The sequence below is a fragment of the Chryseobacterium lineare genome, assembly GCF_977014045.1.
Map to the genome: position 1 here is coordinate 2,920,211 of NZ_CDRNIQ010000001.1, position 24,823 is coordinate 2,945,033.

Consider the following 24,823-nt stretch of genomic DNA (forward strand, 5'->3'; position numbering starts at 1 on the left):
TTCAAAAAAAAATTACCTATTTAAAAAATTAAAAAAACTAATAACATAATCTCAAAAAAACCTTAGTTAAAATGGACAGAAATTCTATTAAACCATATAGATTAACAGATGAGAAGGAAGCAATTCTCTGGAGAGATGCAATTATAGTATTTGATTCTTCTGCACTTTTAGATTTATATTTCTCCCCCAAATCCGAAAGAGAAAAAATTGATAAAGAAATATTTAACGAATTAAAAGACAGATTGTGGCTTCCGAATCATGTGCAATATGAATATTTGAAAAATCGTGAAAATATTATAAAGAAGCCAATTACAGAAAAATATGAACCTTTAAGAAAAAAAATACAAAACTTATCTAATAATCCTAAATTCGAAATATCAAAACGAATTGACGAGATAATAAGAGAAACAAAAAAAGGAGATAAGCATCCTCATCTCAAACAAGAGGGATTAAATGATTTCAAAACTATTGTTGAGGACTTTGTGAAGAAAGTAGAAGATTTTCATAGACAAACAGAAGATTTTCAAAAGGATATATTATCTGAAATTACTATTGCTGAAGAAGAAATTAAAGAAGTTGAAAATGATGATGATGTTTTAGATTCTTTAGAAACACATTTTAAAGTCGGAAGGGAATATACTTTTAATGAGATTATCGAAATCACAAAGGAAGGTAAGCATAGATATGAATTTAAGATTCCTCCTGGCTATGGAGATTTTTATAATGGTGAAAAAAAAGGAACTCAGATATTTGGAGATTTAATAATTTGGAAACAAATTTTAGAATATTCAAAAGAAGTCGAAAAACCAGTCATTTTCATAACAAATGACATAACAAAAGATGATGACTGGGGTTATATCGATAAGGGAGCAACGGAACCAAGAATTTATAGTCCACGAGAAGAACTTATTAAAGAAATAAAAGATAATTCTTCGGTAGATTTCTGGATGTATAATTTACCACAATTTTTATTTCAAGCAAATAAACATCTAAAATCAACTATTAATGATGAAACCATTCAAAACTTTTTTCAATTCATTAATACTAAAAAAAGTAAAAGTGATTATTTAAAATTCAAGTGTAGTAGTTGTGGTAGAATTCATAGATATGATAAATCCGAATTTAACTTAGATTTTGGTTGTGTTTCTAGTAATGAAAGGAATATGGGTACTGAGAATCAATACGAAGCCGAAGAACATTTTGAATGCAGCTGTGGAAATGAAATAGAAGTCAAATTTGAATTATGGGAATATCCAGCAGGAGTTCATAATTATGATAGCATTGAGATTGAAAATGCAAAATTATTAGAGTCTTTTTATTTCACCATTGATTTTTATAATGATGAATACGAAGATGAACATGATTTTATTACTTGTCACATTTGTGATGGCAATAAAGATAATACGGGAAATTTCGTAATTCTTGATAGGCATATGAATTTAGATAATGAATTTCTCGATAAGATTCCAGAAAGTGAATATTTATCAGTCTCATACGGAAATTGTGATTGGTGTAATAGTTTACACATAGAATGCCCTAAATGTAATTCTGTCACTTCGATAGATGATTATCAAGCAAATGAGAATATTGAATGCGAAGGTGGTTGTGGATTAATATTCAAAATGGACAACTCTAATGATCGAGATAATATCGGTGAATTTGATTTAAAACTAGTAGATGTTAGAATTAACCAGTGTGTTAGTTGTGGAGAAAATTTTGTAGATGAATCAGGTACAGAAATCTGTGAAAAATGCGAAGAAAAATATGATCAAAAATAAAACTAACCTATTAAAATTTAAAGTATATTTTGTAAGTCTGGTAAAATAGAAATTATAGAAAAAACAATAAAAAAACTTTGATACATATAAGTATCAGAGTTTTTTTTGTTTTGAATCTCTACGAAATTCTTTCTTCTAAAATATCTCTTACACAATCTTGTGTAAGCTAATTTTCATTTTTTTTGATTTCTAAAACTCGTTTTTCTGCTAAATAAGTTAAAAAATTTTCATATATTTTTTAAAACAGCGGTGAAACCGCTCCAATTTTGGAAGATTTTTATTGGATGTTTAAAATTTTCACTCTGGCATCATTGATTCAATAGCTTTCAAATCATTTTCAATTTGAGTTTTAGGCAAAGACAAAATTTTCTTTAATGACTCTTTATGACAATACTTTAATTTTTTTCCTGATCCACAAAAACAAACCTCATACATCTTTAGATTAAATGTTTTTTCAAGATTAGATAGTAAATAATGTAACTCCACAAGATTCTTTATACCAGTCATTTCAAAATAATCTTGTAGTTTTCCATCAAATCCATGCTTATAATCACCATTAGCCCACACCTTCTCTTTTTCAAAATACAATTGATTGGCAAAATAAGGAACAACATATTCGTCCAAAAACTGAAGTATTGTTATTCCTTTTCTTGCTCTTAATAATTGTTTTTGTTCAACTTCAACACAGCAACTATTATTAGAATGTATATGCCTTTCTTCATTTTTAGGAATTCTTGCATCTTCTAAATAAACAACAGGAAAATAGTATGGATATTTTTTAATATCAATAACAATCTTAATATTAAATGAATCCCAATAGACATTCATTTTATCAAATATATCAACACTTCCTCTACATATAAAATTATCCTCTTCCCAAAAAAGTTTGATTTTTGGGTATTTTAGCACTGCTTTAGTAAAATCATTTTTGATTACCTGTTTAACCATGGTCTACTAACTTCTGCAATGGGTTTTATAGCGGAAGATTGTAATTCCGACAAATAACTAGGTCTGTTTGGCTTAATTTCGATATTTCCATTAAAATGTGAGGTTACCACAAAGTCTAACTGTTTTAAAAATTTCAACCAATTAAATTTATATTGTCCGTAATAAAAACTTTTTTGAGGGTCTTTATAAATGTACCTTTCATCATCAACAGGAGAGTATAAATCTTTACCAACTTCTCCAAAATCAATAACATTTTTACCAATAACAGTCCCATTAGAATCCGCATAGTGTTGCATTTTAGGAGCAAGACTAGTATGCAAACTAACAGTAGTTACTTCACTTGATTCTCCAATTCCTGACATCGCCCACAAAACATCCTTATCATCTCCGAAATCAATTCCAATTCTTGTTTTTATTTTCTCGATACCGTGCTGTTCAAATAATTGCTTTAAATCATTTTCTAAAAAGGCATTAAATAAACTCGTTGCAATTAAAGCATGTGTATTTGCAGACTTTTTATCTACACCTTTTCCTCCAAAATAAACAAATAAGCCGTCACCCTGCAGTCTATGAATAAAACCACCAAATATTTTGACTAAATTAATACCTAGAAGTTGAATGGTATCCGTAATAATAAAGATCGTTTCATTATCATATTTTTTGTAGAGATTTGTCGATCCTTTTACATCAATGAAAACAGACACAATATTATGATTCTCCTTATTCTTTGTTCCTTTAAGATGAACAAAATCAGGATGATGCCCAACTTTTTGTTCTGTGATTTCTTTTATACCTAATCTAGAAGCCAATAGTTCTAAATCTCTTGGTCTTGATAGTTCTTTCTTAGAACTTTCATAATCATTTAAAGAGAAAAACTTCGTTCTTGCATACGCACTTTCATTAAGTGATAAGTTTAAAGAATTATCATTGTTCAAAGCAGACTCAATGATTTTTTTGTAAGAGTTAAAAACCTCCATAATATTATAAATTTTTAAATACATATAAAAAAATCCAAAATATAATTAATACAAATTGGACTACTACTAACCAACCCGCAGATTTAAGTTCTTTATATTTTTTGCTTAAACCCTTTGAGACACTATAAACCTGACAAATCAAGTCATCTCTAAATTCTTCTTCAGTAACATTCTTATAAGAGTCTTCAAATGTTGAAAACTCAGTTTTTGAAATGTCACCAAAAAATATTAAAGACTGATTATTTTTTGTTTTTAGGTATGGAGTCAAAGCAATAAGCACTCTGATTATTGAACAACAACTAACAATAACCATTGAAACTAATATAAAGTACATTAAATTATCCACTTTATTTTTGTCTACTGATAAAATCATTGTTATTACACCTGTTAATACAAAAGTGTTTAAAGCAATATATAAATTGCTTTTAGATTGGATACTTTCAATGTAGTGATCACATCTTTCCAGCACAAATTTTAAATTTTCATTCATAAATATTTTTTAAATTCCATTTTAATTGACATAAATAAATAAATGCACTATATATTGACATTTCACTGGAATGAAACAAAATTTATACCAATCTTCAAATTATGACAATGTGTCATATAACAAAAATCATTGTTTAATTGAGTAGGATATTGTAGATTTACAAAATAAATAAAGGAAAGAATCGTTTATCATAATATGAGTACATTCAGTAAAGTCTTATATTCAATGGTTGGGGAAAAACTCAAATCATTAAGAATCAATAAAAAATTGAGTCAAACTGAATTATCAGCAAAAATCCCCAATATTGGCAGAACCTCTATATCAAATATAGAAAAAGGCAAACAGCACCCTCCATTACATATATTATATCAAATATGTAATGAATTAGATATTGATATTCAATCTATCTTACCCGCATATTCTGAAATAGAGAAAGAAATTGAATCAAAAAATAAAGGTGAGGTAGAAAAATTTTTAGATGATCAAAATCTAGATGATAAAACAAAAGAATTTCTTGAAAAATTAATCAATAAAAATTTGAAAAATGACTAACACTTATAGTTACATTGAAACAAAAGCTGAACAAATACTAAAACAGCAAGGTTTTTTTGAGGCAGGGTTTGATGTTGTAGCGTTAGCAAAACAATTAAATGTTGATGTTGTTCCTGAAAATTTAAATGATGACATTTCTGGACTTTTTGTCAGAATTAATGACAGACCTGTAATTTCTTATAATAAAGGTGAAAAAAATCAAGCAAGAAGAAGATTTACTATAGCACATGAATTGGGACATTTTATTCTTCATTCTGATAAACCATTATTTATTGACAAAACTCCAAAGGTTATGTTTAGAAATAGTGCATCATCAAGCGGTGAACAACTTCAAGAAAGAGAAGCTAATCATTTTGCAGCGGCTTTATTAATGCCTAAAACATTATTAAAACTTGAGATTGAAAATGCAGCAATTACAGACAATATAAACCCTATCGATTACTTAGCAAAAAAATTTATTGTTAGTGAACAAGCAATGACTTTTAGATTAGCAAATCTTGGATATGATATTGGCTTATACTAAAAACGGTCTCAATTGAGACCGTTTTTTAATTTGCTATGTACCTGTCAAGATTTGACAAATATCTTGTTATCAAACCTATATCTATTTTTGTCTCAAATTGATCTTCATCTGAAACAACTGTATACGTCACTGTCCTTACCAAAAACCTTATCGCTTCCTTAATATCTTCATCACCTAATTGAGAAAAAAAATCTTGGTAAGCATTGTAAGGAATATAATAGGCATTTTTACTCTCAACATAATAAATCCAAAACCTTTCTTTTAAAACAGCAATTAATTTTTCTACTCCTTCCTTAAAAAAATTAAGTAGCTCATAAAATAATATGTGATTAAATTCAAAGTGTAGCCTGTACCCCCCATCAACTTTTTCCGCTAAATATTTATCTATATATCGCCCTCCATAAAGAGCAAAAAATTGATTTTCTGGATTTAGAGCTTGTGAAACTTTTTTTTGTTCATATTCTACAAGTGCTTCTTGAAAAGAATCTAGTTTTTCATCAGTGAAAAATTCATTATAATTATCAAAATCTCGATGCCTAAATGATAAATCCTGCTCATTTAATCTTCTGTACAATCTAATTTTTTCTTTTGCTTGTAATAAATTCATTGTTAAATTTTTATGGTTATTAATTTTTTAAATATACAAGTTAAAACTGATTCTAAAAATTTTTCTTTTTACCAAGCTATTCCATTAATCTCGTTCTTCCAAATTTCAAAGCTTTTAAACTGTTTGATTTGTTATAAATAAACACATTGTTTTGAGCAGATACATTCATTCCTTTGTTGAATTTGAAATCTTCTGAAAACAAGTCATCAGTAAACAAAAGTTCACAATCAAAATAAACACTGTCTAATTCCTGACCGTTTTCAGAAAAAGGAGAGATTTTCCTGATTTCCAAATTCTGAACCTCAACCTTGTTTTCAAGCATTCCTTTTAAATCATAATCTACCTGCTGAATTGTTGTTCTTTTGGAACAGGAGAACAAGAAGAGAACAACTGTTGATATTATAGTGATCTTTTTCATCATTTCAAAGGAAATTTAGTTTGTTGAACTTCGGGATCAATCCCTCTTTCAGAAACATTCTGAACCATTAATAGCTTATCATCTGAACCGTATATTTTGATTTTCACCAAGCCTTTATGTTTTTGGTAATATTCAATGTCTTTCTCAAAACGTTCTGTTGAACCATTATTTGGAAATGCTTCCCTCACAACAACCAACTGTTTTTCTTTTCCTTTTTTCAAAAGCCAAAATGATGAACAGTTAAATATTCCATCATTTTTTGAATAGTTCCAACGAAGGGTATCATTATCAGCAGGAAACTGAAAATACAATGAATTTGAGTGTGTAGTTTCTTTATTTTCAGAACTAATTTTTGATTTCACCAAATGGATTTCATGATTTGTTTTTTCAAACAAGAGAGCTTCACTTACACCCATATTTTCATTGACAAAAGAGGCTGACAAAGTACCGAAGTGCAAACTGTCTGATCTGAAATAATAAACTTTTCGCTTCATTTCAAAATCATCTGCACTTTTATCATAAATTTTGTAGCTAAACCAAAGATAATTGTTTTGGGTTGGGAAAATCCACTCATTCATTCTTTCAGAGTAAACTTTTTCAATGTTTTGTTCTGATTCCCTTTTGTTGCAGGATAAAACAAGCAACAAAAACAAGCAATAAAATATTTGATTTGTATTTTTCATCATTTAAATATTGTGCTTCGATGTTTTCCGTCAAGATATTTCTGCCTGTTTATAGCTTCTTCTCGGGGAAACCAAAGTACATTGACAATTTTATGTCTCCTTATTCTGAAATCATATACCTTGACTTTTTTGATTTCTCTTTTCGGTAAATGTTTAAACATTTTCTCATAATCATCCCATGAGCGACCATATTTTTCCAAGTATTCCGCATTCAGCCTCTCCATATCTGTAAGGTCTTGTTTCTTTGTTTCAGGAGTATTCGATTGTTCTTTTGTCTCAACAGGCTTGTCTTTTTCGATTGTTCCGATTGAATCAAACAAAGGAAAATCCTGAATATCCATTTGAGAATCAAATCCTGATTCTTCAACAGCGTAGAACTCTGTGAATTTGCCTGTTTTTATGTTGAGGTTTTCTCGTTTTGTCAATCCTTTGCCCTTAGAATAGTATTCAACTTCTTTTTCAGGAAATTGGTTGTTTTCTGATGCTTGACGTTCAACGACAAGAAACTTTTCTTTGTTGTTGTTTTCTTTCCAATAGGATTGGCAGTGATAAATATTTCCGTCTCCTTCATCATAATTCCATTGGATTTTTTGATTTTGTTTAGGGAGCTTGAAATAAACATTATCTTTTCCGAAGCTGTATTCTTCCCCTCCTGAATCAATTGAAGCACCTTCTTTCAGCTTAATTAATGAAATTTCATCATTCCCGATCTGAAAGAGCTTGGCACTCGGAATTGAGTTCATAAACCCAATTTCAAGGGATGTTCCGATAAGTTGATTTGAAATTTTGAAATAATTGATTCTGAAAAAATCCTCTGAATTTGTTTTGGATTTCAGGGAAAGGAAATTGTTTTTGGCTGGAAAAATCCATTGTTCCAGTTTTTCTGTTTCTTGTCCTTTTACTCCTTGACAAAAAACCGTCAAAGCCAATAAAAGGAAGAAAAAACCATAGGTTTTGTTCATATCGTTACTGTTTTATTCTTCAATGATGTGATGAAGTCTATCGTAAAACAGCTTTTCTGGAAAAAAAGAAAAGCAAGTGGTTCTCACATGCTTTTAGTTCAGAAGGCTCTGCAAAGCCCATACCACATAAAAACAGGATAAGCCACTTGCCCTATAAGGACAAGCGTACTGAAACTGTTTGCGTTTTGTGGTATTAAGAGGCTGTCTCAAAAAACAATCTCTTGGAATTTTGCAGATTCACTGAACAAAAGCAAAAGTTTTACACTTTTATTTTCCGATAAAATTTGAACTGCAAAGATAGAAATTTTTCTAATTTCTTTCTCTGTTTCGCTTCAATAAAAAGATTTTCAAGGATTTGACATTTTTTCTTTGATTCTCCTTGTCTTCTTTTAAAAAGCACAAAGTAGGTCAACAATGACCTACTTGACTGAATTTTGAGCTGTTTCTGGCATTTTGAAAAGCTGATTGATTATTATATCAAGCAACATCAAATTCACTTTGCGATTAAGCTCATTGGTATGTTCCTGATAAATGAAAGGTCTTTTATCAAGCATAGCTCTGGTATATTGTTTTCTCTTATCACTCTTCATTTTTGTTGTGATACTTTTCTGCTTTACCAATTGATCTAATCTGTAATCAAGAATTTCCCAGCCGTATGTTTGAATGAATTCTCTTTTTTTCAAAGGCTCATAATCATTTAATCCTTTTGTTTCTAAAGGAAAAAGAGGAATTCCCCTTTTTTGGATTCGTCTATATAATCTAAGCCAATGTTTAATAAGTTCCTTGCAAAAATCCCGAGAAAACAATTCAGAAACTTTTACTGGCTCTGTTCTTTTGAGGAACAATTGAAAGCTTTCTTCAATTTGAAGTTCTATTCTCATCAGGTTTTTGTATTTTAATACCAATTCAACATCATCAAAATTTGTCCTGCTTTTCAAAACAAGCCTTTTCTTATCATAAAAACAAAAATTAAACCTGTGAGAATTATTTTCAAAACGCAGGGTTGTCTTGTGTTTGTGAATCCTCTGATAACAATGCAAATGAAACATTTCAGGAAAGTATTCAACAACATCCCTGTCAACACTGAAATTCATTCCAATATCAATTCTTCTGAGAATTCCTTCCTTAAGAGGCAAACCCATTTCCCAAGAAAGTCTCGTGATGGCTTTTTCGACATCAAGCCAAGAGAATAGTTCAATGTTGTTACCGTTGAAATACTTTGCAAGACTGCCCTCAATGATTAGCTTTTTATTTCGGGTTGTTACTCTGAAATTTCTGACCCAAAACAAAGCAGGATTGTTCGGGTTGCCTTTTTTCATTTTTGGGAATTTTTTAATCAGTTTTTCTAGTTCTAATTTGAAGTTTGTCCACTTGGGATCAAATTCTATTTTTATGGTGCAGATCATGTTGATTTCTTTTTTATTATTTGACGTTGTTTGAGTTGGGCTACCGAAGTCAATTGAATAATACTGTTAGGTATTACTGTTATCAGGTATTTAATATCCTTTTTATTCTAAATGAAAGGTTTTTATTGCAACATGCTTACTTATGCAAAGACATATCGGGTGAAATCTGTTTATTTTTTTATTGCTGAATATTACATTTCTGATTTCAGTAACGATTCTGGACAGATAAAAACCCAACCTCAAAATCAGAGGTTGGGTTGTTCAAATTATATGAAGGCTGAGTAATATGCCATTGGCTCTTGCTTGCAATTAACCAAAACTGCTTGTTCTCTAATAAGTTCTAATTCTTCATCATAATAACCCTCTACTATATCTTCCAAATATTTCCTACTTTTGCCCCTTAACTCAACTATTTCGGTACGATTTGCAAAAAAAAGATACCCATATCTATAATAGCCTGATTCTCGTACACCAAAACTATATCCAAGAAAGTTTGAATCAGTTGACCTCTGTGCAAGAAAATCTATTCCTTTACTTGGGAGTGTTTTTATAAAAAAATCTATTTTAGCCAACACCTCTTTTTGATCAATTTCTTTTATGTCTCCAAAAGAATTTGATTCTTTTTTAAGATAATCTCCTGCATAAAAGTTAAATTGATACTCATTATTTTTACCTATAACAATACTTGATATTGAATAATAATGCTTAACTCTATTTTCCATTTTTTCTAATTTTATTGTTGTTAATAATTTGATTGGCTTCTTCTTCAACCTGATGTCGTGTTTTTATCGGATTCCGATTCAGCCACTCGTCAATTTCTTTTTTTTGGAAGAAAATGCTTTTTCCTCCTGGTTTAGAATGAGGAATTTTTGCCTCGCTTGTCAATTTGTATAGGTATGATTTTTCATAGCCTGTATAGAGGGAAACCTCATCAATATTCAGGACTTCCTTGTTCAGAAGCATTAGATTTCTGATCTGAACCAAAATGTCATAAAATTTGTTATTTTCCATTGGTTCTACTTTGTTTGTTGGTTCTATTAGCATCATTTATTAAAATATTTGGTAATTTATTGATAGCAGTGGTTCTTGACAATTCAGCCGTACGAACATAAATTTGGGTTTGTTTAAGGTCTTTGTGACCGAGCAGTGATGAAACGGTATTGATTCCAACTTCTTCAAAAACCAACGATGTCGCAAAGGTGTGTCTTGAGCAATGCCAAGTGATATGTTTGTCAATTTCCGCCTCAGACGTCCATTTCTTAAGAATTTTCAAACAGCCTGTATGAGTAGGCAGGTTAAAAACAAGCGATTCACCTGAGTTTTTCCTTTTCCCCAATAAGTCAACAGCATTGGGATGTAGAGGCATTACCAATTTTTCTTTGGTTTTTATCTGAACTATTGTCAAAACATTGTCTCTGCTTATATTACTCCAATTAAGTGCTTTAACATCACAAAATCTAAGTCCTGACAAGCAACTGAAAAGAAAGGCTCTTTTTACATCATCATTGGGGCAGTGGGTATCTGACAATAAAATAGTTTCCTCTAATGTCAAAACGTCTTTTTCAGTAGAAATTCCCTTCAAATTTTTCACGTGTTGAGAAGGATCAACTTTGAAATGTTTGGCAATCGTTGCTTCTTTGATAATCCTTTTCAGCTTTTTGAAGTAGTTGAAGGGCGTACTTCCATTAAGTATTGTATTCAGATAATCTTTGAATAGGAGCAAAAACTCTTCATCAATTTCGGAACAAAGCAGTTTTTTTCTTTTGTTGAATGTTTTAAGTTTTTCAACCATTGCCCTGTAAGTACGCATTTCACAGTGGGGTGCTTTTCTTTGTATAAATTCTTCGCAATATTCAAAGAAGTCTTTGTTGCAATGAAAACCTTTGTCAAGCATATTGGTTGCGTACAGCTCGTCAACCTCCAGTCTTGCCCTCATCCTGTCTGCCAATTGGCGCTTTTCTTTTCTTTCCTGACGTTCTGCTGCTGTTCTTGGGTTTCCAACATAGGTGATTTTAGGTCTGAACATTCTTCTTTTGCCGTTCAGGTTTAAATCAAATTCAAGAGTTACTCTCTTGTTGTCCTTTAATCGTATTTCACGATAGGTTACTGACATAATGTAATTTTTTTAATTATTTATTTCTTTTTTGTAAGTCTACACTAATGTGTACCCCCTTACACTTATATATAACAGGGATGTCGAACTGACACCCCTGATTTTTGCCCATTTTAGGCTGTTTTGAAAAAACATTAACACATGTTAACATTTTGATTTTTTTCGCACGAGGAAATGTTAAAGCTCTTTAACATAGATTTCTTTAACATTTATTAACCTTTAAAGGTTTTGGATTTTCTTGTGAAAAAACTTGTTGACGAAAAGTTCACGGAAAATTCACGGAACATCTACGAAACTTCGACAAAACGTGTATGGGGAGAGTATCAAAAAAAAGAAGTGAAAATCAAAAAACTTTTGTTAAATTTGCGAACTCAAAATAATTTGAGCGTAAAAAATTAGCCTATTATTTAACCTATAGGCTACTAAACTACACCTCAATCCCTGATCAATACAAGATTCAGGGATTTTTTTAATCAAATAAAAAAATACGCATAGATATTTGCACTTTTTTCAAAATAAAGTGATATTTATTTTGGGAAACTTCCTATTAATTTTAAATTTGCTCCCAATAAGTAAATAATGAGAAAACAGATAATTTTAGCTCTTTTGTTGACTAGTAGCTTTAATTTTGCTCAGGAGATTAAGAGTGCAACGGTTCAAGATTCAGTACAAAATATAAAAGATATCCAGGAAGTTCTTATAAAAGCGCAACGAAAAAAACAATTTGTAGACAAAGCCGTCTACAGTTTTGATGAGGAGGCATTAAAGAAAGCCAGATATGCCAATGATTTATTGCAAACATTACCAGAACTTCAATTTGACCCTATTTCCAGCAGTATTTCCAGTATTAAGGGAGGTAAATTTTTACTTTTAATCAATGGTGTTGAATCAACAGAATTGCAGGCAAGAGGTATTCGTCCAGCAAATGTAGTAAGAGTAGAGTATTATGACAATCCTCCTACACGATGGGCAAACAGGGCAGATACAGTAGTTAATATTATCACTAAAAATCCTGAAGTGGGTTTTGCTGCCGGAACCTCCGTAAGTACAGCATTGACAACTGGTTTTGTAAACGGACAAGCCTACGCCAACTACACCAATGGAAGAAATAATCTAGGGCTTGAGTATTCCATTAATTTAAGAGATTATGATAACAGGATCGTAAATAGAATTTATGATTATACTTTACAGAACTCGCATTATAATACCAACGAAAATAAAAAAGATCATTTTGGCTACACCTATCAAGATATTGCCTTAAGATATACCAATTCTTTGTCGGATAATTATGTATTTCAGGCAAAATTTTCAATGAACATCTATAATGATTTCTCTAAAGGAAATGGAGAAAGTATTTTTTCAAAAGACAATGCTACAGAACAGCATGGAACTTCACAATACAGTGGGAAAAAGTATAATCCGCCTACGCTTGATCTTTATTTTTCTAAGAAACTGAGTAAGAAAGATGAAATAAGTTTTAATATTGTAGGATCTGCTTATACGAGTAAAAGTTTTGAGGTGGGTAAAGAATGGGTAATCGGCTCTGGCAATATTGTTTTCGATAACGATATGAATTTAGACGCAAAACAGAAAAGCATTGTTGGAGAGGTTGCCTATACACATGATTTTAAAGCAGGAAAATTAAGCACAGGATACCGAATTGATAACAATAGTGTCAATAATACTTTAGAAAATTTAGCCGGGAATTTTGATTTTTCCGTCAATTACCTGACCCAATATTTATACGCTGAATTTGCAGGTAAAAGCAAAAAACTGATGTATCGTTTAGGTTTAGGTGTAACTAATATTAATAATAAAACTGCTACAGCTAATGATGATGACTGGACAATTACTCCTAAAATTATTTTAGGATATGAACTTAAAAAGAATCATAGTTTACGATTGACAAGCAGCTATACTCCTTATAGCCCCGGAAGCACAGCACTAAGTCCGAATATTAATCAGGTAGTTCCCAATATTGTATCTACAGGAAATCCCTATCTTACCATACAAAAAGCCTGGAACAATAATTTAAACTATTCTTATAATAATAAGTTTTTTGATTTTAATGCTAATATTTTCTATAATTACATAGATAATGCAATTAACAGTATATATGTTTTGTACAATAACAATACTCAATATGCATTAACCTATGAAAATACAAAATATAGCTCACGTACCGGAATTCAGCTAACAGGATCAGTTAAACCTTTCGGAAATAGATTATTGGTTATTAAGGCGAATATTTATCCAACGATGCAACGCGTAAAGGCAAATTCGGGGGCGTTGCTTAAAAACAATTATTTTGGAAACAATTTTACGATTTCTTCCGAATATAAAAATCTGAGCCTAACCTATATGTTTAACATTCCGGTTTATACCTTAAGTGGTGCATTTTTAAATACTAATGAAAATCAAAATCATATTTTCATAAATTATAAACTCAAAGACTGGACATTTACTACCGGAATGTACTGGCTGGGGATGCCATCAAGATATAAGACTAAAACACTTGATGAAAGTTTGGTAAACTATTCGGGGGTCACCAATATTTACAATAACAAAAATATGTTTATCTTGGGGATTGGGTATGATTTTGCTAAGGGTAAAAAGAATGAGATCAACAGGAAATTATACAATAATCCTGCACCTGCAATAACTTTCTGATAGTCTTTTTAGTACTTTCGGGATATTGATTTTCTCTAGAATTTATTATAGTAATAACAAAAAGAATCCGTCTTACTATTATAAGGCGGATTCTTTATATTCATATTAAAGACTTTTAATCTATTTTATTAGAAAAGACAAACCGTATTTGGCCCTACCGGAGTATCCGGAGGATAAAAGCCACACTGTTTATGGCAATTTGCTCCGTTACAATTGTTAGTCTGTCCATCGGAAATAGTATCATCAATTCCGATCGATATAGATTGGCTAAAACCACCGATAAGCTTATCAATAGATTTATCTTTTTCAATTTTTGCAGAGGCTATCAGATGTGTTAAACGATCAATCTTTAAACTAGCATTTTTATTCTTAAAGTTTTTCATTTTTTTAATTTCAGGTTAAGCGATATGTTATTTGAAAATGATTGGAGAATTATGAATATATATCGCCAGCGCAATATTTACGACAATTTACTCCATCACAATTATTAGATTGCCCATCAGAAATAGTATCTTCAATTCCTTTTGACAAAGATTGGCTAAAACCACCGACAAGTTTATCAATAGTTTTATCTTTTTCAATTGTGGTAGAAATTATTAGATATTTCAAACGATCAATATTTACACGGTTTCTTTTATTATTAAGGCTTTTCATGATTTAATTAACCACACGCTGATTGACAATTAAGATTCTGATGTATGCTACAGTTAATAGCACAGTTACCTCCTTGGCAATTATTTGCGACACCATCATCAATGCCCGTGGCAGGCCCCGAAATAATATTGGAAAAACCTCCCAATAATTTTTTCTCCTGTGATTCTGAAATTTTTTCAAAACCCTTCAAAACCAACTTGGTTTTACTTTTGACGTTTTTTTTCATAAGTAAGATTTTTTAAATTTGTTAGTAATAATTATTAAAAATGAATATAAATTAAATTCTTAAGATTCCTGCAAGGAACAGAGATTTCTAATTTTCATTATTTCTATCTTATATGATTTAGCAATTATTTTCCACCTTTGTAGGTTACAATTCTTATCTCCCCGTTTTCCGTATGAATAATATCTCTTATTTCGCTCCGTTTTAAATATGAATTGATATCTTTAGATATGATTTTTTTAGAATCAACGATAATTGAAGTTTGGGGAGAATCTAATTTTAGCCAACCTGTATCACTAATTATATAATAAGAGTGGTCAAGCTCAAAAAAACTATTTTGGTTTTCTTTTCTTAGATTATTAATTGTATTTCTGAATTTTATTTTTTCTAAGACTTTATTTAAGCCATTAGAGATAGCCTCAAATGAATTATCTCTACTTAAAAAAAATTGTGAAAAAGATTCTGCCTCAGAAGGCTCATTGGTTTTTGTCATTCCAAAATAATAGTTAATATTAATTTGCTCTTTTTGGCTATCTGCCCAATTTTCCGTTTGGGTAAATTTTAAGTATCCTTTTTTCTCTAGCCTGATTTTAAACTTTAAACTATTATTTGATCTGTCACCTTTTAATTTACCTTTGAAATAGCCTTTTGTATCTGTTTTAGCAATATGCTCTCCTTTTTCATCATAAATATTAACATCCTGTAAAGGAAGAAGGGTTTTTGAATCAAAAACAATTCCTGCTATATTAATTGATATATCATTCGTAGAACTCTTCGCATATATTTGCGAAATAAATATATTTCCAATCAGGAAAATAAATAAATTAACAATTTTTTTCATATTGAATAGATAATACGATTAGATTTGGCGTTTTTAAGTTGGAATAAGAAATTAATTTCCTAATTCCAACTGGTTTTTTACTAATGAATAATATTTATCTCTTATTTTAATTAATTCTTCATGAGACCCCTTTTCAGTTATTTCCCCTCTTTCCATAACAATAATCTGATCTGCATTTTTAACGGTACTTAAACGATGGGCTACAACTATTACAGTTCTACCAACGAAGAAATCTTTTAAATTATTTAAAATTTGTTTTTCTGTATTGGCATCTAATGAACTAGTAGCTTCGTCAAAAAATAAAAACTCAGGATTTTTATATACCGCCCTTGCTATTAAAACCCTTTGGCTTTGCCCACCACTCAATTGCATTCCAACGTTACCTATTTTTGTCTCCGACCCTAGGGGTAAAGTTTCAATAAAATGATCTAAACATGCCACTCTGATTGCATTTTCAAGTCTCTCTATATCTATAGCATCATTCTCACAAAGAGCAATGTTGTATTTGATTGTTCCTGAGAAAACATGTCCGTTCTGAAGTACCACTCCACATTTTTTCCTCCAATCATCCGGGTTTAATTCAGAAAAGCTATATTCTCCCAAAAATAGATCTCCGGAGTTTGGAAAATAGTATTTCATCAGCAGCTTCATCAATGTTGTTTTACCACTCCCACTCGTCCCAACAATTGCAGTAATCTTATTCTTGGGTATTGTAAAAGATAAATTATTAATCACAAACGGATTAAAACTTCCAGGATATTTAAAGGATACTTTATCTAATCTTATATCTTCTATATATGCAATACTTTTAGAGTTTTCCTGATAAGCCTCGTTCTTTATTGTAAAGACATCCTCAATCCTGTTTTGTGATATCAGAGCATCCTGTGCGTCTTTAATATTATTTATCAAGTTTATAATCGGACCACTTAGTTGGCCTATGATAAAGGAAATACTTAGTAATGTCCCTACTGTCATCTGTGAATTTATTATAAAATATGCACAAACAGCAATTATAGTTATTTCTTTAAATTTTAAAAGAAAATTTGCTCCAGATAGCTGATATGTATTCAGATATAAAGACTTCAGCTCTAATTCATTTAGGCTTCGCTGCAACCTTAGAATTTTTGATATAATGGTATTATGCGCTTGATTTACTTTTATTTCGGGCATATTCATTATAAATTCATATAAATTATTACTATTGTCAGATTGCTTTATAAACAATGAATATTCTAATGCTGCTCTTTTTTTAAGAAAAAAGGAAATCCATATTACGGATAAAGTACTCAGCACAACAAATATTAAAAATACTATTGTATTTAAAGTCAATAATATAGCACTAAAAACAATCAAATTAAGAATATTAATAAAAAAGCTTATTCCTTTCCATGTAAAAAATGTTTGTAGCTTCGACAAATCCCCTAATCTCAATAATGTGTCAGTATTAAGCCTAGTATCGAAATAGTTTACAGGTAGTTTTATCAGTTTATTAAGGAACTTTTCTTTAAGAGATATGGATAGATTAAAGTTTAATTTTGTTAATATAAAATCACTTAAAAACTGCGACACAAAATTTCCCATGAATAATAGAAACTGTGCCAATAAGAGGATAATAACTAAATTAAGGGATTTTGCAATAATACCTTCATCAATTATTTTTTTAAATATAATAGGAATGAACCAGTTGGTAGCCAATCCTGCAATTAATAATAATGTAGAAAATATATATTTGTAATTATATCTCTTAACAAAAGTGATTAAATGATTAATAACGGTACTATTTCTAAGGCTAATACCGTGAGGTTCCTTAAAATTAACATTTTCATTAATGAGCTCAAAATCATCTTTAGGTTGAAAAATAAGACAAACACCTTTTGCCTCATTTCCCAGCCATTCTCTTATTATTAAGTCTTCTTCAATTTTAATCTTACCATAACCAGGATCGGCGATATAATATTTTTTTTCACCTTTCTTAGTAATGATATTATATAAAACAACATAATGATCCTGCTTCCAAAATAAAATAGCAGGTAAGGGTATTTCTTCAAGCTGATCTAGAGTAAGTTTTAAACCATGGGATTCAAAACCTACTTTTTCACCACCATATAGAATATCCTTCACTGAAACTCCCATTCTTGTTATTCCGCAAATTTCTTTTAATTTCTTTACCGGAATATTTAGCCCATAAGAGTTAAGGACCATTGATAAGCAAGCCGGTCCACAGTCATTGCTTTCAAGTTGATTAATAAATTTAAACTTCATTTAAAACTAAAGCTTCAACTACTTCCTTAATTTTAGACACTACAACTTCATCCTTTAATTGATCGTCGCCATAATAAACACAGTATTCCGTTTGCTTCTCTTCTGCTTCCATAGCGTGCTGAGAACAGCCACCATTGCAAATAGGAAGTAATCGACAAGACAAACATGGTTTATTTTTAAATTTAGTATTCATTCTTCGTTCAAGATAATTGTCTTCCCATATCAAATCCCCATCATCATCGATATATCCAGCTCTCTTAGCAGTAGTAAAATCTCTGGCTGTACATTTGAATAAGTCTCCGTTATAATTAATAACAGCACTATTTCTCTTATCTGCATAGCACGAATTCCGTACATTATCTGGAGTCATGTGCTTAACCTGAATTCCATTTTCTTTGATCCTGTCTGTATTTTCATCCACAATTTCATTGATGTTATCATTCTGCGAATCCTGCCAAACTCTATGGAAATCCATCAACAAATATTTTTGCTTGATATCAGCCGGAATATCATTAAATTCTTCGGATATTTTATAAGTATCAGTAATATTTTCGGAAGTATAATTCACCCTAAGTCTTACAAAAAAGGAATTATTTATAAGTCGCTTTATATTTTTGACTATTTCATGATAAGAGCCCTTCTTTGCACTTACAAATCTTACCTCATCATGCTTTTCCCTATAGCCATCCAGTGTAATTTGAAACGAAGGAGTTATTTTACGTGATTTGAAGAAATCAATAAAATAATCATCTATCAGATATCCATTTGTCGTAAAACTAACGGAATAGTCTACAGAGTTTTTGACGCATTCTTCCTGAAGCTTTATAATGACAGGAACTACGTCTTTCTTAAAATAAAGCAGCGGCTCTCCTCCAAAAAAAGCTAATTGAAAGTAACTCATCGCAGGTTTCATTGCTGTTTTTTCAATAAATTTCCCCACTTTTTCAATCATACTTTGAGAAAACTTAGAGGTTTTCACATGTGTTTCGTAACAATACCAGCATTTGAAGTTACAATTCATCGTTGGATTAATTGTAAGTAAAAAGTTAGATTGATTTTCATCAACAGCTCTTGCAATTTTTTTTACTTTCTCAATTTCGTCAATTTCAAGAGGTATGATAAATTCCTCTGCAATTAAATAATGATAAAAGGTTGGATGGATTTCTTCCAAATCTTCTATATTTTCGTTTTTTGAAGCTTCAAGTAAATCCTTAAGTATAGGATCTATTACTAAAAATTTTTGATTAAATGAATTATATAGATAATACTCATCATCTATATATACAATAGAATTAAATTGGCTATATTTCATAGTTAGTGTTTAAAAAAGACTGTACCAAAAGTAAATATCTCTTAAAATTTAGGGGTTCGAAAAAGAATACTTTTGATACAGTCTCTTGTATTTTTTGTTAATAAATAAAGAACTTGAATACAAGTTTATATGAGTCCACAGCATACTTTCGGACATTTCACAACTAGTAGATCTTATTGTTTTATTGTGTTTATCTATTTATTATAAGTCAAGATCTAGTTAAGGTTTATATTGTGATTATCCATAAAATACCTATAAGACACTTTTAGAAATAATTTCTAACACTTTTATCCACCACAACCTTGAATACAGTTTACATTTTGCCCTTGTCCACATCCATCTCTACAGTTACCTCCCTGGCAGTTATTTGTAGTGCCAGTACCATCATCAATTCCTGTAGTCGGACCTAGAATAGCATTGGAAAAACCTCCCAATAATTTTTTTTCCTGCGATTCTGAAATTTTTTCAAAACCTGTTAAAACCAACTTGGTTTTACTTTTGATTACTTTTTTCATAAAAAGATTTATTTTAATTATTAATAAAGATTATTTATAAGCTTTAAAATGTCTAAAACTATAAAATAAGAAGTATTTTCTCATTATAAATCAGATACAGTTGAGATTTAACTTAATGGAAATACCTGAATATTATCTCTCTAAAACCTGAATATTTTTAAATAAGTAAATTTTGAGACCTTTTAAAAAGGTATTTATTTCCCACATTGAACACAGTTTAAGTTTTGCCCTTGGCCACATCCTGCTCTACAATTGCCTCCTTGGCAATTATTTGTAGTACCATCATCAATGCCAGTAGTAGGATCTGAAATTACATTAGAAAACCCTCCCAATATTTTTTTCTCTTGTGATTCTGAGATTTTCTCAAAGCCTGTTAAAACCAGCTTAATTTTACTCTTGTTTATTTTTTTCATAACACATAATTTTATCACAATAATAAGAATTAAACCGATATCTCTCTATTTGTTGAATAAATTTATACTCATTCTAAATTATTATTTTCTGTTTATTTAAAAGAAAAATTCTCATAATATTTACAAAATATAAAACCACAAACAAATAAGCTATTTCCAATTGAAAGAATTCATTGAATATTGGTTGTACCAGATCTAAGACTATTAGTACAAGGTCATCGTTATAACAAGCAAACTGTACAATTACAGGAAAATTACTAATATCTTAACAAAAGCACATTCAAAAATCAGCAGCATATTTTGTTTAAAAGAAAAAAATATTATCTTTGCACCGCTTTAGCAGAGAATGGTTATTCTTGATAAAGCCACAAATATATATCATGCCGGATTTAAAAATACAAGAAGCGAAATTGCTTTTTAAAAAAATCCACTCTAACCCAAAAAGTTACGATTTAAAAATCAATGAAGGCGGGATTACGGGCAGTGATGATGAAATAAGTTTCAGACTTTACAGGACAGGAGAAAGGGTCGATTTTGAAGTAATAATTGACGGACTTACCTTCACCAATACCACTGGAGAATGGAACAACGCGATGGTAATGCTTACGAGTACCATCAAAAAATTAGAAAGAGAAGAAGAGAATATTAAAATAGAACAGGCAATTGATAAACTCCGAAAATATTTATCAGAAGAAAATTAATTTTTTTAAAAATTAATTTGGCAGATAAAAAAAAAGTTTATACTTTTGCACTCACATTTGAACGATATGGCAAATCATAAATCAGCATTAAAGAGAATTAGACAAAACGAAGTAAGAAGACTTCGCAACAGATACTACCACAAGACTGCTAGAACAGCAATGAAGGTGTTAAGAAATGAAGAGGACAAAGCTGCTGCTGCAGAACAATTGCCAAAAGTTATCTCTTTGTTGGATAAATTAGCTAAGAAAAACATTATCCACAAAAACAAAGCAGCTAACTTAAAAAGCAAATTAACTAAGCACGTTAATAAACTAGCTTAATAAGTATAGTTGGCCCGTTCGTCTATCGGTTAGGACCTCAGATTTTCATTCTGGTAAGAGGGGTTCGATTCCCCTACGGGCTACAAAATAATCATTATCTAACCTGGTGATTATTAATAAGAGTTGAAACTTATAAAAACAAAAACTAACACACAGGAAACAGTGGAAGATAGCTGGCCCGTTCGTCTATCGGTTAGGACCTCAGATTTTCATTCTGGTAAGAGGGGTTCGATTCCCCTACGGGCTACTTAGAGAGATTCATTTACATGAGTCTCTTTTTTCGTTGTATTCTCCCTACTCCTCATTGCTTATCTGCAAATTCGACTTTCATTACAGTTTAACCTTCATGATGCGTCAGTAACTATTGCCTCTTTAAAGCTAAAGTAATTGATGAAACTGTGAAAATTTAAGATCATTGAGTTGTTTTAAATTCATAGCAATCTTAGATATATTTCATTTTTATAGCTTAAATAAAAGGCTTCCACTTTTGATAATTGTGAAAGCCTAAAAAAACGATGTTAAAAGAGATATACTTTCTTTTTAAAATTAATAAAGTTTAAATTCCAAAGTTCACAAAAACACTGAAACGAGATCTCGCCTCAATATCGCCCCCGGCTAAATTGGAATATGCAGGAAGCATTACTTCACTTCCCAGGCTTATTTTCCGGTAAGATATTTCAAATCCCAATTTCCCGTACAGAGCGCTTCCTGAAGTATTGGGCAAAATCTCACTAAACTGTCGATTGGTATCATAGACTTCGCCCTGCAATCCTGTTTTACCGGATACAATAAATCTATCATTCCCGGCAATCCTGTAAAATCCGGTCGCAGAATAATTCCATTGGTTTCCGAAACGGTAATGCTTTTTGTTTTCGGTTTTTATGGTATAATCCGTATTCAGTAAAACGGCAATTTTATTTTTTTGGAATTTATAATTTAAAGCCAGCTGATAATCCCAGCTTCCCGTTCCCAACTGAAAGCTTGGGTTAACTCCCGACACTCCTTTTTCATCAAACTTACCCAGCGGAATTTTCACTCCAAACCCGCCGTTCAGCTGATGAATATTCTCTTTTGAGTTGATCAGCCGGTAAATTCCCATCAGGTTTACATCCCCGACACCCTGCATTTTTACATCTCCCTGTAATGTTTTCTTTTCATGAAAATGGAAAGGCATACTGGCATAAACACTTATCTTCTCAGTCAGTGGAATTTTTCCCCAAAGCTGAATGGTATTGAAATACTGATCCTGCGTAAGATTATTAACAAACAGATTTTCTTTAGCCTTATAATGCTGTGCAAAATATTTAATCCCGATAAATTGTGGATTCAGTAAAGATTCAAATCCGGAAGAACCGTTTCCGGCAGAACAACCACAGGCATCACAATCGTCATAAAAAATAACTTTGGTGAAACTGCGGGGGACGTAGAGACTGTCATTGTCCGTTTTGGCCTGATTTATATAAAAACACATCAGGTTCATTAATAAAAATATTTTTTTCATCATGGCTTACTCGGCAAATTTTGGGTTGGCAATGAAATTTTGATCACTTAAGGTTTTCAAAAATGCGATAATATATTGTTTCTCCTGTGTGTTCATGGGGATGCCCAGATGTCCGTTCTGCTTCAAAAGAGGATCAAGATTTGACTGATTCTCCACATTGACTGAATAAAAATTCAAGACGGCATCCAGTGTATAGAATCTTCCGTCATGCATATATGGTGCGGTATATTCTACATTCTTGAGACTTGGCACACGGAATTTCATATTGTCATTCCAGTCTAACGTCACTCTGTATCTTCCTCTGTCATCAAACTGGCTGTTGTAATACATCCCAGTATTCCGGTAACTTTCATCGGTAAATAAATCTCCCGAATGGCAGGAAGCACATTTATTCTGAAACAAATTCATTCCCTGATTTTCTTCACTGGTAAAAACAGCCGTTCCTTTTTTCATACGGTCGTATTTAGAATCTGCTGATACCATCGTAGCCATAAACTGGGAAATCGCCTTTAAAACCCGGTCTCCTGTGATATTTTCATCTCCGAATGCTGCCTTAAACAATTTTTTGTAATTGCTGTCAGCATTAAGTTTTCCAACCACTTCGGGAAGGGAGCTGTCCATTTCAAAATCTGCTGTAATGGGAACCAAAGATCTTTCATCCAGATTATGTCCTACTCCGTCCCAGGTATAATTTTTCAGAAAAGCCATATTCTGTATCGGCGGCGCATTTCGGATTCCAAGTCTGTCGTCTATTCCGTGGCTTACATTATGGCCGTGATGTGTAAAAGCATATTCCTGAATATGGCAGAACCCGCATGAAATCGTATTATTTCGTGATAATTTACCTTCATAAAAAAGCTTCTTACCCAAAGCAATTCCGTTTACGGTGATAGGATTTCCTGTAACGTCAAATGTGATATCAGGAAAACCGGCAGGCTTATCAAGATGGTAGGCTTCATTTTTTTCTAAAGGTTCGATAACATCGTCAGAACACGATGAAAGGATGAATATGCTTACAATCAAGAAAACCGGAAGAGCGCTGAACGGCCCTCTTCCGAATCTTATGAATGGATTAATCATTGTGAACATGATCTACTTTAAACATTTTTGAAATATTATTGGTCACATTTACCAGATGCTGACTGGAACCCATCGCCATATCATTGGTATTATCAAGTGTTAAAGCAGTTTGCCCGCTCAGATACTGATTAAGATCTGCCAGAATATGGATGGAAGGAGTAATTTCTTTTGACACTCTCGCTGTAGTTGGAAGATCAAGAGTAATTTCGCGATAAAGATCAGGCGTATTGTTTGCAGAAGTATTTCCCATATTCCCACAGTGATTCATAAACTCGTTGGTCGGTGCAGAAGTTCCGTACTTACCCTCCAGTTTCGTGAAAATATATCCTGCTGCCCAAGACCAAGCCATTCCTGAAGTTTTTGCTTTTTGCCAGAAAATGCCCTGCCCTTCCTGACCAATAAGATAAGCGTTCTGACTGATTCCCAGCCCTAATCTTATCTTTTTATAATTATTTTTCGGAATTTCCGTAAGGTTGATATAATTAATTCCTGCCACAGCTTCCGCCTGATCGATGATGAAGGCTCCTTTATCAGGGTCGTTCTCATGATATTTGAATTCATTTCCTTTTTCATCAATTAAGGTAATGTTGCTGATGATGTATTTCAACGTTGAAAACTGATGTTTTTGTCCGTTAGAAGAAGTTTGCGTAGTTTGATTTAAAACAATATTACCGAGATTATTAAAACCGTTTTCAAACTTTACCTGAAGATTTCCCGGAGTGGCATCCTGAACCTCATCGTCGTCATTGCCGCTGCATGATGAAAGAGTACCTAGTGTAAATGCAATAAAGAGTAATGATAAAATTTTATAAATTTTCATTGTTGATTTTTTAAGTTAAATTTTTTAAATAGAATTGTCGATCGAATGACCAC

Annotated in this window: 28 protein-coding genes and 2 tRNA genes; 8 read left to right on the top strand and 22 right to left on the bottom strand. The window is 31.3% G+C overall.

Features of this window, described 5'->3' with window-relative positions; genetic code table 11:
- Positions 1-71: 71 nt before the first annotated feature.
- Entirely contained in the window at positions 72-1,778 is a 1,707-nt protein-coding gene (locus ACWNCI_RS12990; protein ID WP_449388610.1) for a PIN-like domain-containing protein, read from the top strand.
- Between the two features lie 297 nt (positions 1,779-2,075).
- On the opposite strand, the gene ACWNCI_RS12995 is transcribed toward ACWNCI_RS12990, so the two are convergent.
- Genes ACWNCI_RS12995 through ACWNCI_RS13005 form a run of 3 tightly spaced genes read right to left on the bottom strand, consistent with a single transcriptional unit; the run spans position 2,076 to position 4,193 of the window.
- Positions 2,076-2,726 carry an SEC-C metal-binding domain-containing protein gene (locus tag ACWNCI_RS12995; RefSeq protein WP_449388611.1) on the bottom strand — a complete coding sequence of 217 codons (651 nt, stop codon included), beginning with the start codon at positions 2,724-2,726 and terminating at the stop codon, positions 2,076-2,078.
- The gene (locus ACWNCI_RS13000) at positions 2,711-3,703 is read right to left on the bottom strand and encodes a hypothetical protein (RefSeq protein ID WP_449388612.1); all 993 of its coding nucleotides are present in this window, start codon (positions 3,701-3,703) and stop codon (positions 2,711-2,713) included. Before ACWNCI_RS13000 ends, ACWNCI_RS12995 begins: the two co-directional genes overlap by 16 nt.
- Before the next feature lie 4 nt (positions 3,704-3,707).
- Entirely contained in the window at positions 3,708-4,193 is a 486-nt protein-coding gene (locus ACWNCI_RS13005) for a Pycsar system effector family protein (RefSeq protein ID WP_449388613.1), read from the bottom strand.
- A 195-nt stretch (positions 4,194-4,388) separates the two neighbouring features.
- Here ACWNCI_RS13005 and ACWNCI_RS13010 point away from each other — a divergent pair, with 195 nt between their 5' ends.
- Together ACWNCI_RS13010 and ACWNCI_RS13015 are read left to right on the top strand one after the other, a co-directional pair.
- Positions 4,389-4,745, top strand: coding sequence for a helix-turn-helix domain-containing protein (locus ACWNCI_RS13010; RefSeq protein ID WP_449388614.1), 357 nt, complete (start codon positions 4,389-4,391; stop codon positions 4,743-4,745).
- A complete protein-coding gene (locus ACWNCI_RS13015) occupies positions 4,738-5,268 on the top strand; it encodes an ImmA/IrrE family metallo-endopeptidase (RefSeq protein WP_103232457.1) in 531 nt (176 codons plus the stop codon). The genes ACWNCI_RS13010 and ACWNCI_RS13015 overlap by 8 nt, the downstream gene beginning before the upstream one ends.
- A gap of 25 nt (positions 5,269-5,293) precedes the next feature.
- Here the strand turns inward: ACWNCI_RS13015 and ACWNCI_RS13020 are convergent, their stop codons facing one another.
- From ACWNCI_RS13020 to ACWNCI_RS13055, 8 genes are all read right to left on the bottom strand, one after another.
- Positions 5,294-5,875: a hypothetical protein gene (locus ACWNCI_RS13020; RefSeq protein WP_449388615.1), complete on the bottom strand. Its 582-nt coding sequence runs from the start codon at positions 5,873-5,875 to the stop codon at positions 5,294-5,296.
- 76 nt (positions 5,876-5,951) lie between these two features.
- Positions 5,952-6,296, bottom strand: a complete 345-nt coding sequence (locus tag ACWNCI_RS13025; protein ID WP_449388616.1) for a hypothetical protein — start codon at positions 6,294-6,296, stop codon at positions 5,952-5,954.
- Entirely contained in the window at positions 6,293-6,976 is a 684-nt protein-coding gene (locus ACWNCI_RS13030) for a hypothetical protein (RefSeq protein ID WP_449388617.1), read from the bottom strand. The genes ACWNCI_RS13025 and ACWNCI_RS13030 overlap by 4 nt, the downstream gene beginning before the upstream one ends.
- Positions 6,976-7,938 (bottom strand): hypothetical protein, encoded by a 963-nt coding sequence (locus tag ACWNCI_RS13035; protein ID WP_449388618.1) that lies wholly within the window; start codon positions 7,936-7,938, stop codon positions 6,976-6,978. The genes ACWNCI_RS13030 and ACWNCI_RS13035 overlap by 1 nt, the downstream gene beginning before the upstream one ends.
- A 419-nt stretch (positions 7,939-8,357) precedes the next feature.
- Positions 8,358-9,257 carry a phage/plasmid replication domain-containing protein gene (locus ACWNCI_RS13040; protein WP_449388619.1) on the bottom strand — a complete coding sequence of 300 codons (900 nt, stop codon included), beginning with the start codon at positions 9,255-9,257 and terminating at the stop codon, positions 8,358-8,360.
- A 353-nt stretch (positions 9,258-9,610) separates the two neighbouring features.
- A complete protein-coding gene (locus ACWNCI_RS13045) occupies positions 9,611-10,066 on the bottom strand; it encodes a hypothetical protein (RefSeq protein ID WP_449388620.1) in 456 nt (151 codons plus the stop codon).
- Positions 10,056-10,355 (bottom strand): helix-turn-helix transcriptional regulator, encoded by a 300-nt coding sequence (locus ACWNCI_RS13050; RefSeq protein ID WP_449388621.1) that lies wholly within the window; start codon positions 10,353-10,355, stop codon positions 10,056-10,058. The genes ACWNCI_RS13045 and ACWNCI_RS13050 overlap by 11 nt, the downstream gene beginning before the upstream one ends.
- On the bottom strand, positions 10,345-11,457 hold the full coding sequence (locus ACWNCI_RS13055; RefSeq protein WP_449388622.1) for a site-specific integrase: 1,113 nt from the start codon (positions 11,455-11,457) through the stop codon (positions 10,345-10,347). The genes ACWNCI_RS13050 and ACWNCI_RS13055 overlap by 11 nt, the downstream gene beginning before the upstream one ends.
- Positions 11,458-12,036: 579 nt before the next feature.
- Between ACWNCI_RS13055 and ACWNCI_RS13060 the strand changes: the two genes are divergently transcribed.
- Entirely contained in the window at positions 12,037-14,127 is a 2,091-nt protein-coding gene (locus ACWNCI_RS13060) for a TonB-dependent receptor domain-containing protein (RefSeq protein WP_449388623.1), read from the top strand.
- 128 nt (positions 14,128-14,255) lie between these two features.
- Here ACWNCI_RS13060 and ACWNCI_RS13065 read toward each other — a convergent pair whose 3' ends face one another.
- The 8 genes from ACWNCI_RS13065 to ACWNCI_RS13100 form a co-directional block, all read right to left on the bottom strand.
- Positions 14,256-14,510, bottom strand: coding sequence for a hypothetical protein (locus ACWNCI_RS13065; protein ID WP_449388624.1), 255 nt, complete (start codon positions 14,508-14,510; stop codon positions 14,256-14,258).
- Between the two features lie 49 nt (positions 14,511-14,559).
- Positions 14,560-14,781: a hypothetical protein gene (locus ACWNCI_RS13070; protein WP_449388625.1), complete on the bottom strand. Its 222-nt coding sequence runs from the start codon at positions 14,779-14,781 to the stop codon at positions 14,560-14,562.
- Positions 14,782-14,788: 7 nt separating this feature from the next.
- Complete coding sequence (locus tag ACWNCI_RS13075; protein WP_449388626.1) at positions 14,789-15,007, bottom strand: hypothetical protein; 219 nt, start codon at positions 15,005-15,007, stop codon at positions 14,789-14,791.
- A gap of 124 nt (positions 15,008-15,131) precedes the next feature.
- Entirely contained in the window at positions 15,132-15,845 is a 714-nt protein-coding gene (locus tag ACWNCI_RS13080; protein WP_449388627.1) for a hypothetical protein, read from the bottom strand.
- A gap of 51 nt (positions 15,846-15,896) precedes the next feature.
- Positions 15,897-18,107 (bottom strand): peptidase domain-containing ABC transporter, encoded by a 2,211-nt coding sequence (locus ACWNCI_RS13085; protein WP_449388628.1) that lies wholly within the window; start codon positions 18,105-18,107, stop codon positions 15,897-15,899.
- The gene (locus ACWNCI_RS13090) at positions 18,097-19,419 is read right to left on the bottom strand and encodes a radical SAM protein (RefSeq protein ID WP_449388629.1); all 1,323 of its coding nucleotides are present in this window, start codon (positions 19,417-19,419) and stop codon (positions 18,097-18,099) included. The genes ACWNCI_RS13085 and ACWNCI_RS13090 overlap by 11 nt, the downstream gene beginning before the upstream one ends.
- A 287-nt stretch (positions 19,420-19,706) precedes the next feature.
- Positions 19,707-19,934, bottom strand: a complete 228-nt coding sequence (locus ACWNCI_RS13095; RefSeq protein ID WP_346983912.1) for a hypothetical protein — start codon at positions 19,932-19,934, stop codon at positions 19,707-19,709.
- Positions 19,935-20,128: 194 nt separating this feature from the next.
- Complete coding sequence (locus ACWNCI_RS13100; RefSeq protein ID WP_346983911.1) at positions 20,129-20,347, bottom strand: hypothetical protein; 219 nt, start codon at positions 20,345-20,347, stop codon at positions 20,129-20,131.
- Positions 20,348-20,727: 380 nt separating this feature from the next.
- On the opposite strand from ACWNCI_RS13100, the gene ACWNCI_RS13105 reads away from it, so the two are divergent.
- The 4 genes from ACWNCI_RS13105 to ACWNCI_RS13120 all read left to right on the top strand — a co-directional run bounded on the left by ACWNCI_RS13105 (position 20,728) and on the right by ACWNCI_RS13120 (position 21,616).
- Positions 20,728-21,048 (top strand): hypothetical protein, encoded by a 321-nt coding sequence (locus ACWNCI_RS13105; protein WP_449388630.1) that lies wholly within the window; start codon positions 20,728-20,730, stop codon positions 21,046-21,048.
- 66 nt (positions 21,049-21,114) lie between these two features.
- A complete protein-coding gene (gene rpsT / locus ACWNCI_RS13110; RefSeq protein WP_042721082.1) occupies positions 21,115-21,369 on the top strand; it encodes a 30S ribosomal protein S20 in 255 nt (84 codons plus the stop codon).
- An 11-nt stretch (positions 21,370-21,380) separates the two neighbouring features.
- Positions 21,381-21,452 (top strand) — tRNA-Glu (locus ACWNCI_RS13115).
- 92 nt (positions 21,453-21,544) lie between these two features.
- Positions 21,545-21,616, top strand: a tRNA-Glu gene (locus tag ACWNCI_RS13120).
- Between the two features lie 309 nt (positions 21,617-21,925).
- Here ACWNCI_RS13120 and ACWNCI_RS13125 read toward each other — a convergent pair.
- From ACWNCI_RS13125 to ACWNCI_RS13135, 3 genes are read right to left on the bottom strand one after another with little or no spacing between them, the layout of a single operon-like run.
- On the bottom strand, positions 21,926-22,873 hold the full coding sequence (locus ACWNCI_RS13125; RefSeq protein WP_449388631.1) for a transporter: 948 nt from the start codon (positions 22,871-22,873) through the stop codon (positions 21,926-21,928).
- Positions 22,874-22,876: 3 nt separating this feature from the next.
- Positions 22,877-23,950, bottom strand: coding sequence for a cytochrome-c peroxidase (locus ACWNCI_RS13130; protein WP_449389497.1), 1,074 nt, complete (start codon positions 23,948-23,950; stop codon positions 22,877-22,879).
- Complete coding sequence (locus tag ACWNCI_RS13135) at positions 23,943-24,770, bottom strand: MbnP family protein (protein ID WP_449388632.1); 828 nt, start codon at positions 24,768-24,770, stop codon at positions 23,943-23,945. The genes ACWNCI_RS13130 and ACWNCI_RS13135 overlap by 8 nt, the downstream gene beginning before the upstream one ends.
- Positions 24,771-24,823: the final 53 nt, after the last annotated feature.

What these genes read in the sequence shown, in the direction of transcription:
- ACWNCI_RS12990 (WP_449388610.1), top strand. Translation starts at nt 72, where the DNA reads ATGGACAGAAATTCTATTAAACCATATAGATTAACAGATGAGAAGGAA.
- ACWNCI_RS12995 (WP_449388611.1), bottom strand. Translation starts at nt 2,726, where the DNA reads ATGGTTAAACAGGTAATCAAAAATGATTTTACTAAAGCAGTGCTAAAA.
- ACWNCI_RS13000 (WP_449388612.1), bottom strand. Translation starts at nt 3,703, where the DNA reads ATGGAGGTTTTTAACTCTTACAAAAAAATCATTGAGTCTGCTTTGAAC.
- ACWNCI_RS13005 (WP_449388613.1), bottom strand. Translation starts at nt 4,193, where the DNA reads ATGAATGAAAATTTAAAATTTGTGCTGGAAAGATGTGATCACTACATT.
- ACWNCI_RS13010 (WP_449388614.1), top strand. Translation starts at nt 4,389, where the DNA reads ATGAGTACATTCAGTAAAGTCTTATATTCAATGGTTGGGGAAAAACTC.
- ACWNCI_RS13015 (WP_103232457.1), top strand. Translation starts at nt 4,738, where the DNA reads ATGACTAACACTTATAGTTACATTGAAACAAAAGCTGAACAAATACTA.
- ACWNCI_RS13020 (WP_449388615.1), bottom strand. Translation starts at nt 5,875, where the DNA reads ATGAATTTATTACAAGCAAAAGAAAAAATTAGATTGTACAGAAGATTA.
- ACWNCI_RS13025 (WP_449388616.1), bottom strand. Translation starts at nt 6,296, where the DNA reads ATGATGAAAAAGATCACTATAATATCAACAGTTGTTCTCTTCTTGTTC.
- ACWNCI_RS13030 (WP_449388617.1), bottom strand. Translation starts at nt 6,976, where the DNA reads ATGAAAAATACAAATCAAATATTTTATTGCTTGTTTTTGTTGCTTGTT.
- ACWNCI_RS13035 (WP_449388618.1), bottom strand. Translation starts at nt 7,938, where the DNA reads ATGAACAAAACCTATGGTTTTTTCTTCCTTTTATTGGCTTTGACGGTT.
- ACWNCI_RS13040 (WP_449388619.1), bottom strand. Translation starts at nt 9,257, where the DNA reads ATGAAAAAAGGCAACCCGAACAATCCTGCTTTGTTTTGGGTCAGAAAT.
- ACWNCI_RS13045 (WP_449388620.1), bottom strand. Translation starts at nt 10,066, where the DNA reads ATGGAAAATAGAGTTAAGCATTATTATTCAATATCAAGTATTGTTATA.
- ACWNCI_RS13050 (WP_449388621.1), bottom strand. Translation starts at nt 10,355, where the DNA reads ATGGAAAATAACAAATTTTATGACATTTTGGTTCAGATCAGAAATCTA.
- ACWNCI_RS13055 (WP_449388622.1), bottom strand. Translation starts at nt 11,457, where the DNA reads ATGTCAGTAACCTATCGTGAAATACGATTAAAGGACAACAAGAGAGTA.
- ACWNCI_RS13060 (WP_449388623.1), top strand. Translation starts at nt 12,037, where the DNA reads ATGAGAAAACAGATAATTTTAGCTCTTTTGTTGACTAGTAGCTTTAAT.
- ACWNCI_RS13065 (WP_449388624.1), bottom strand. Translation starts at nt 14,510, where the DNA reads ATGAAAAACTTTAAGAATAAAAATGCTAGTTTAAAGATTGATCGTTTA.
- ACWNCI_RS13070 (WP_449388625.1), bottom strand. Translation starts at nt 14,781, where the DNA reads ATGAAAAGCCTTAATAATAAAAGAAACCGTGTAAATATTGATCGTTTG.
- ACWNCI_RS13075 (WP_449388626.1), bottom strand. Translation starts at nt 15,007, where the DNA reads ATGAAAAAAAACGTCAAAAGTAAAACCAAGTTGGTTTTGAAGGGTTTT.
- ACWNCI_RS13080 (WP_449388627.1), bottom strand. Translation starts at nt 15,845, where the DNA reads ATGAAAAAAATTGTTAATTTATTTATTTTCCTGATTGGAAATATATTT.
- ACWNCI_RS13085 (WP_449388628.1), bottom strand. Translation starts at nt 18,107, where the DNA reads ATGAAGTTTAAATTTATTAATCAACTTGAAAGCAATGACTGTGGACCG.
- ACWNCI_RS13090 (WP_449388629.1), bottom strand. Translation starts at nt 19,419, where the DNA reads ATGAAATATAGCCAATTTAATTCTATTGTATATATAGATGATGAGTAT.
- ACWNCI_RS13095 (WP_346983912.1), bottom strand. Translation starts at nt 19,934, where the DNA reads ATGAAAAAAGTAATCAAAAGTAAAACCAAGTTGGTTTTAACAGGTTTT.
- ACWNCI_RS13100 (WP_346983911.1), bottom strand. Translation starts at nt 20,347, where the DNA reads ATGAAAAAAATAAACAAGAGTAAAATTAAGCTGGTTTTAACAGGCTTT.
- ACWNCI_RS13105 (WP_449388630.1), top strand. Translation starts at nt 20,728, where the DNA reads ATGCCGGATTTAAAAATACAAGAAGCGAAATTGCTTTTTAAAAAAATC.
- rpsT (WP_042721082.1), top strand. Translation starts at nt 21,115, where the DNA reads ATGGCAAATCATAAATCAGCATTAAAGAGAATTAGACAAAACGAAGTA.
- ACWNCI_RS13125 (WP_449388631.1), bottom strand. Translation starts at nt 22,873, where the DNA reads ATGATGAAAAAAATATTTTTATTAATGAACCTGATGTGTTTTTATATA.
- ACWNCI_RS13130 (WP_449389497.1), bottom strand. Translation starts at nt 23,950, where the DNA reads ATGATTAATCCATTCATAAGATTCGGAAGAGGGCCGTTCAGCGCTCTT.
- ACWNCI_RS13135 (WP_449388632.1), bottom strand. Translation starts at nt 24,770, where the DNA reads ATGAAAATTTATAAAATTTTATCATTACTCTTTATTGCATTTACACTA.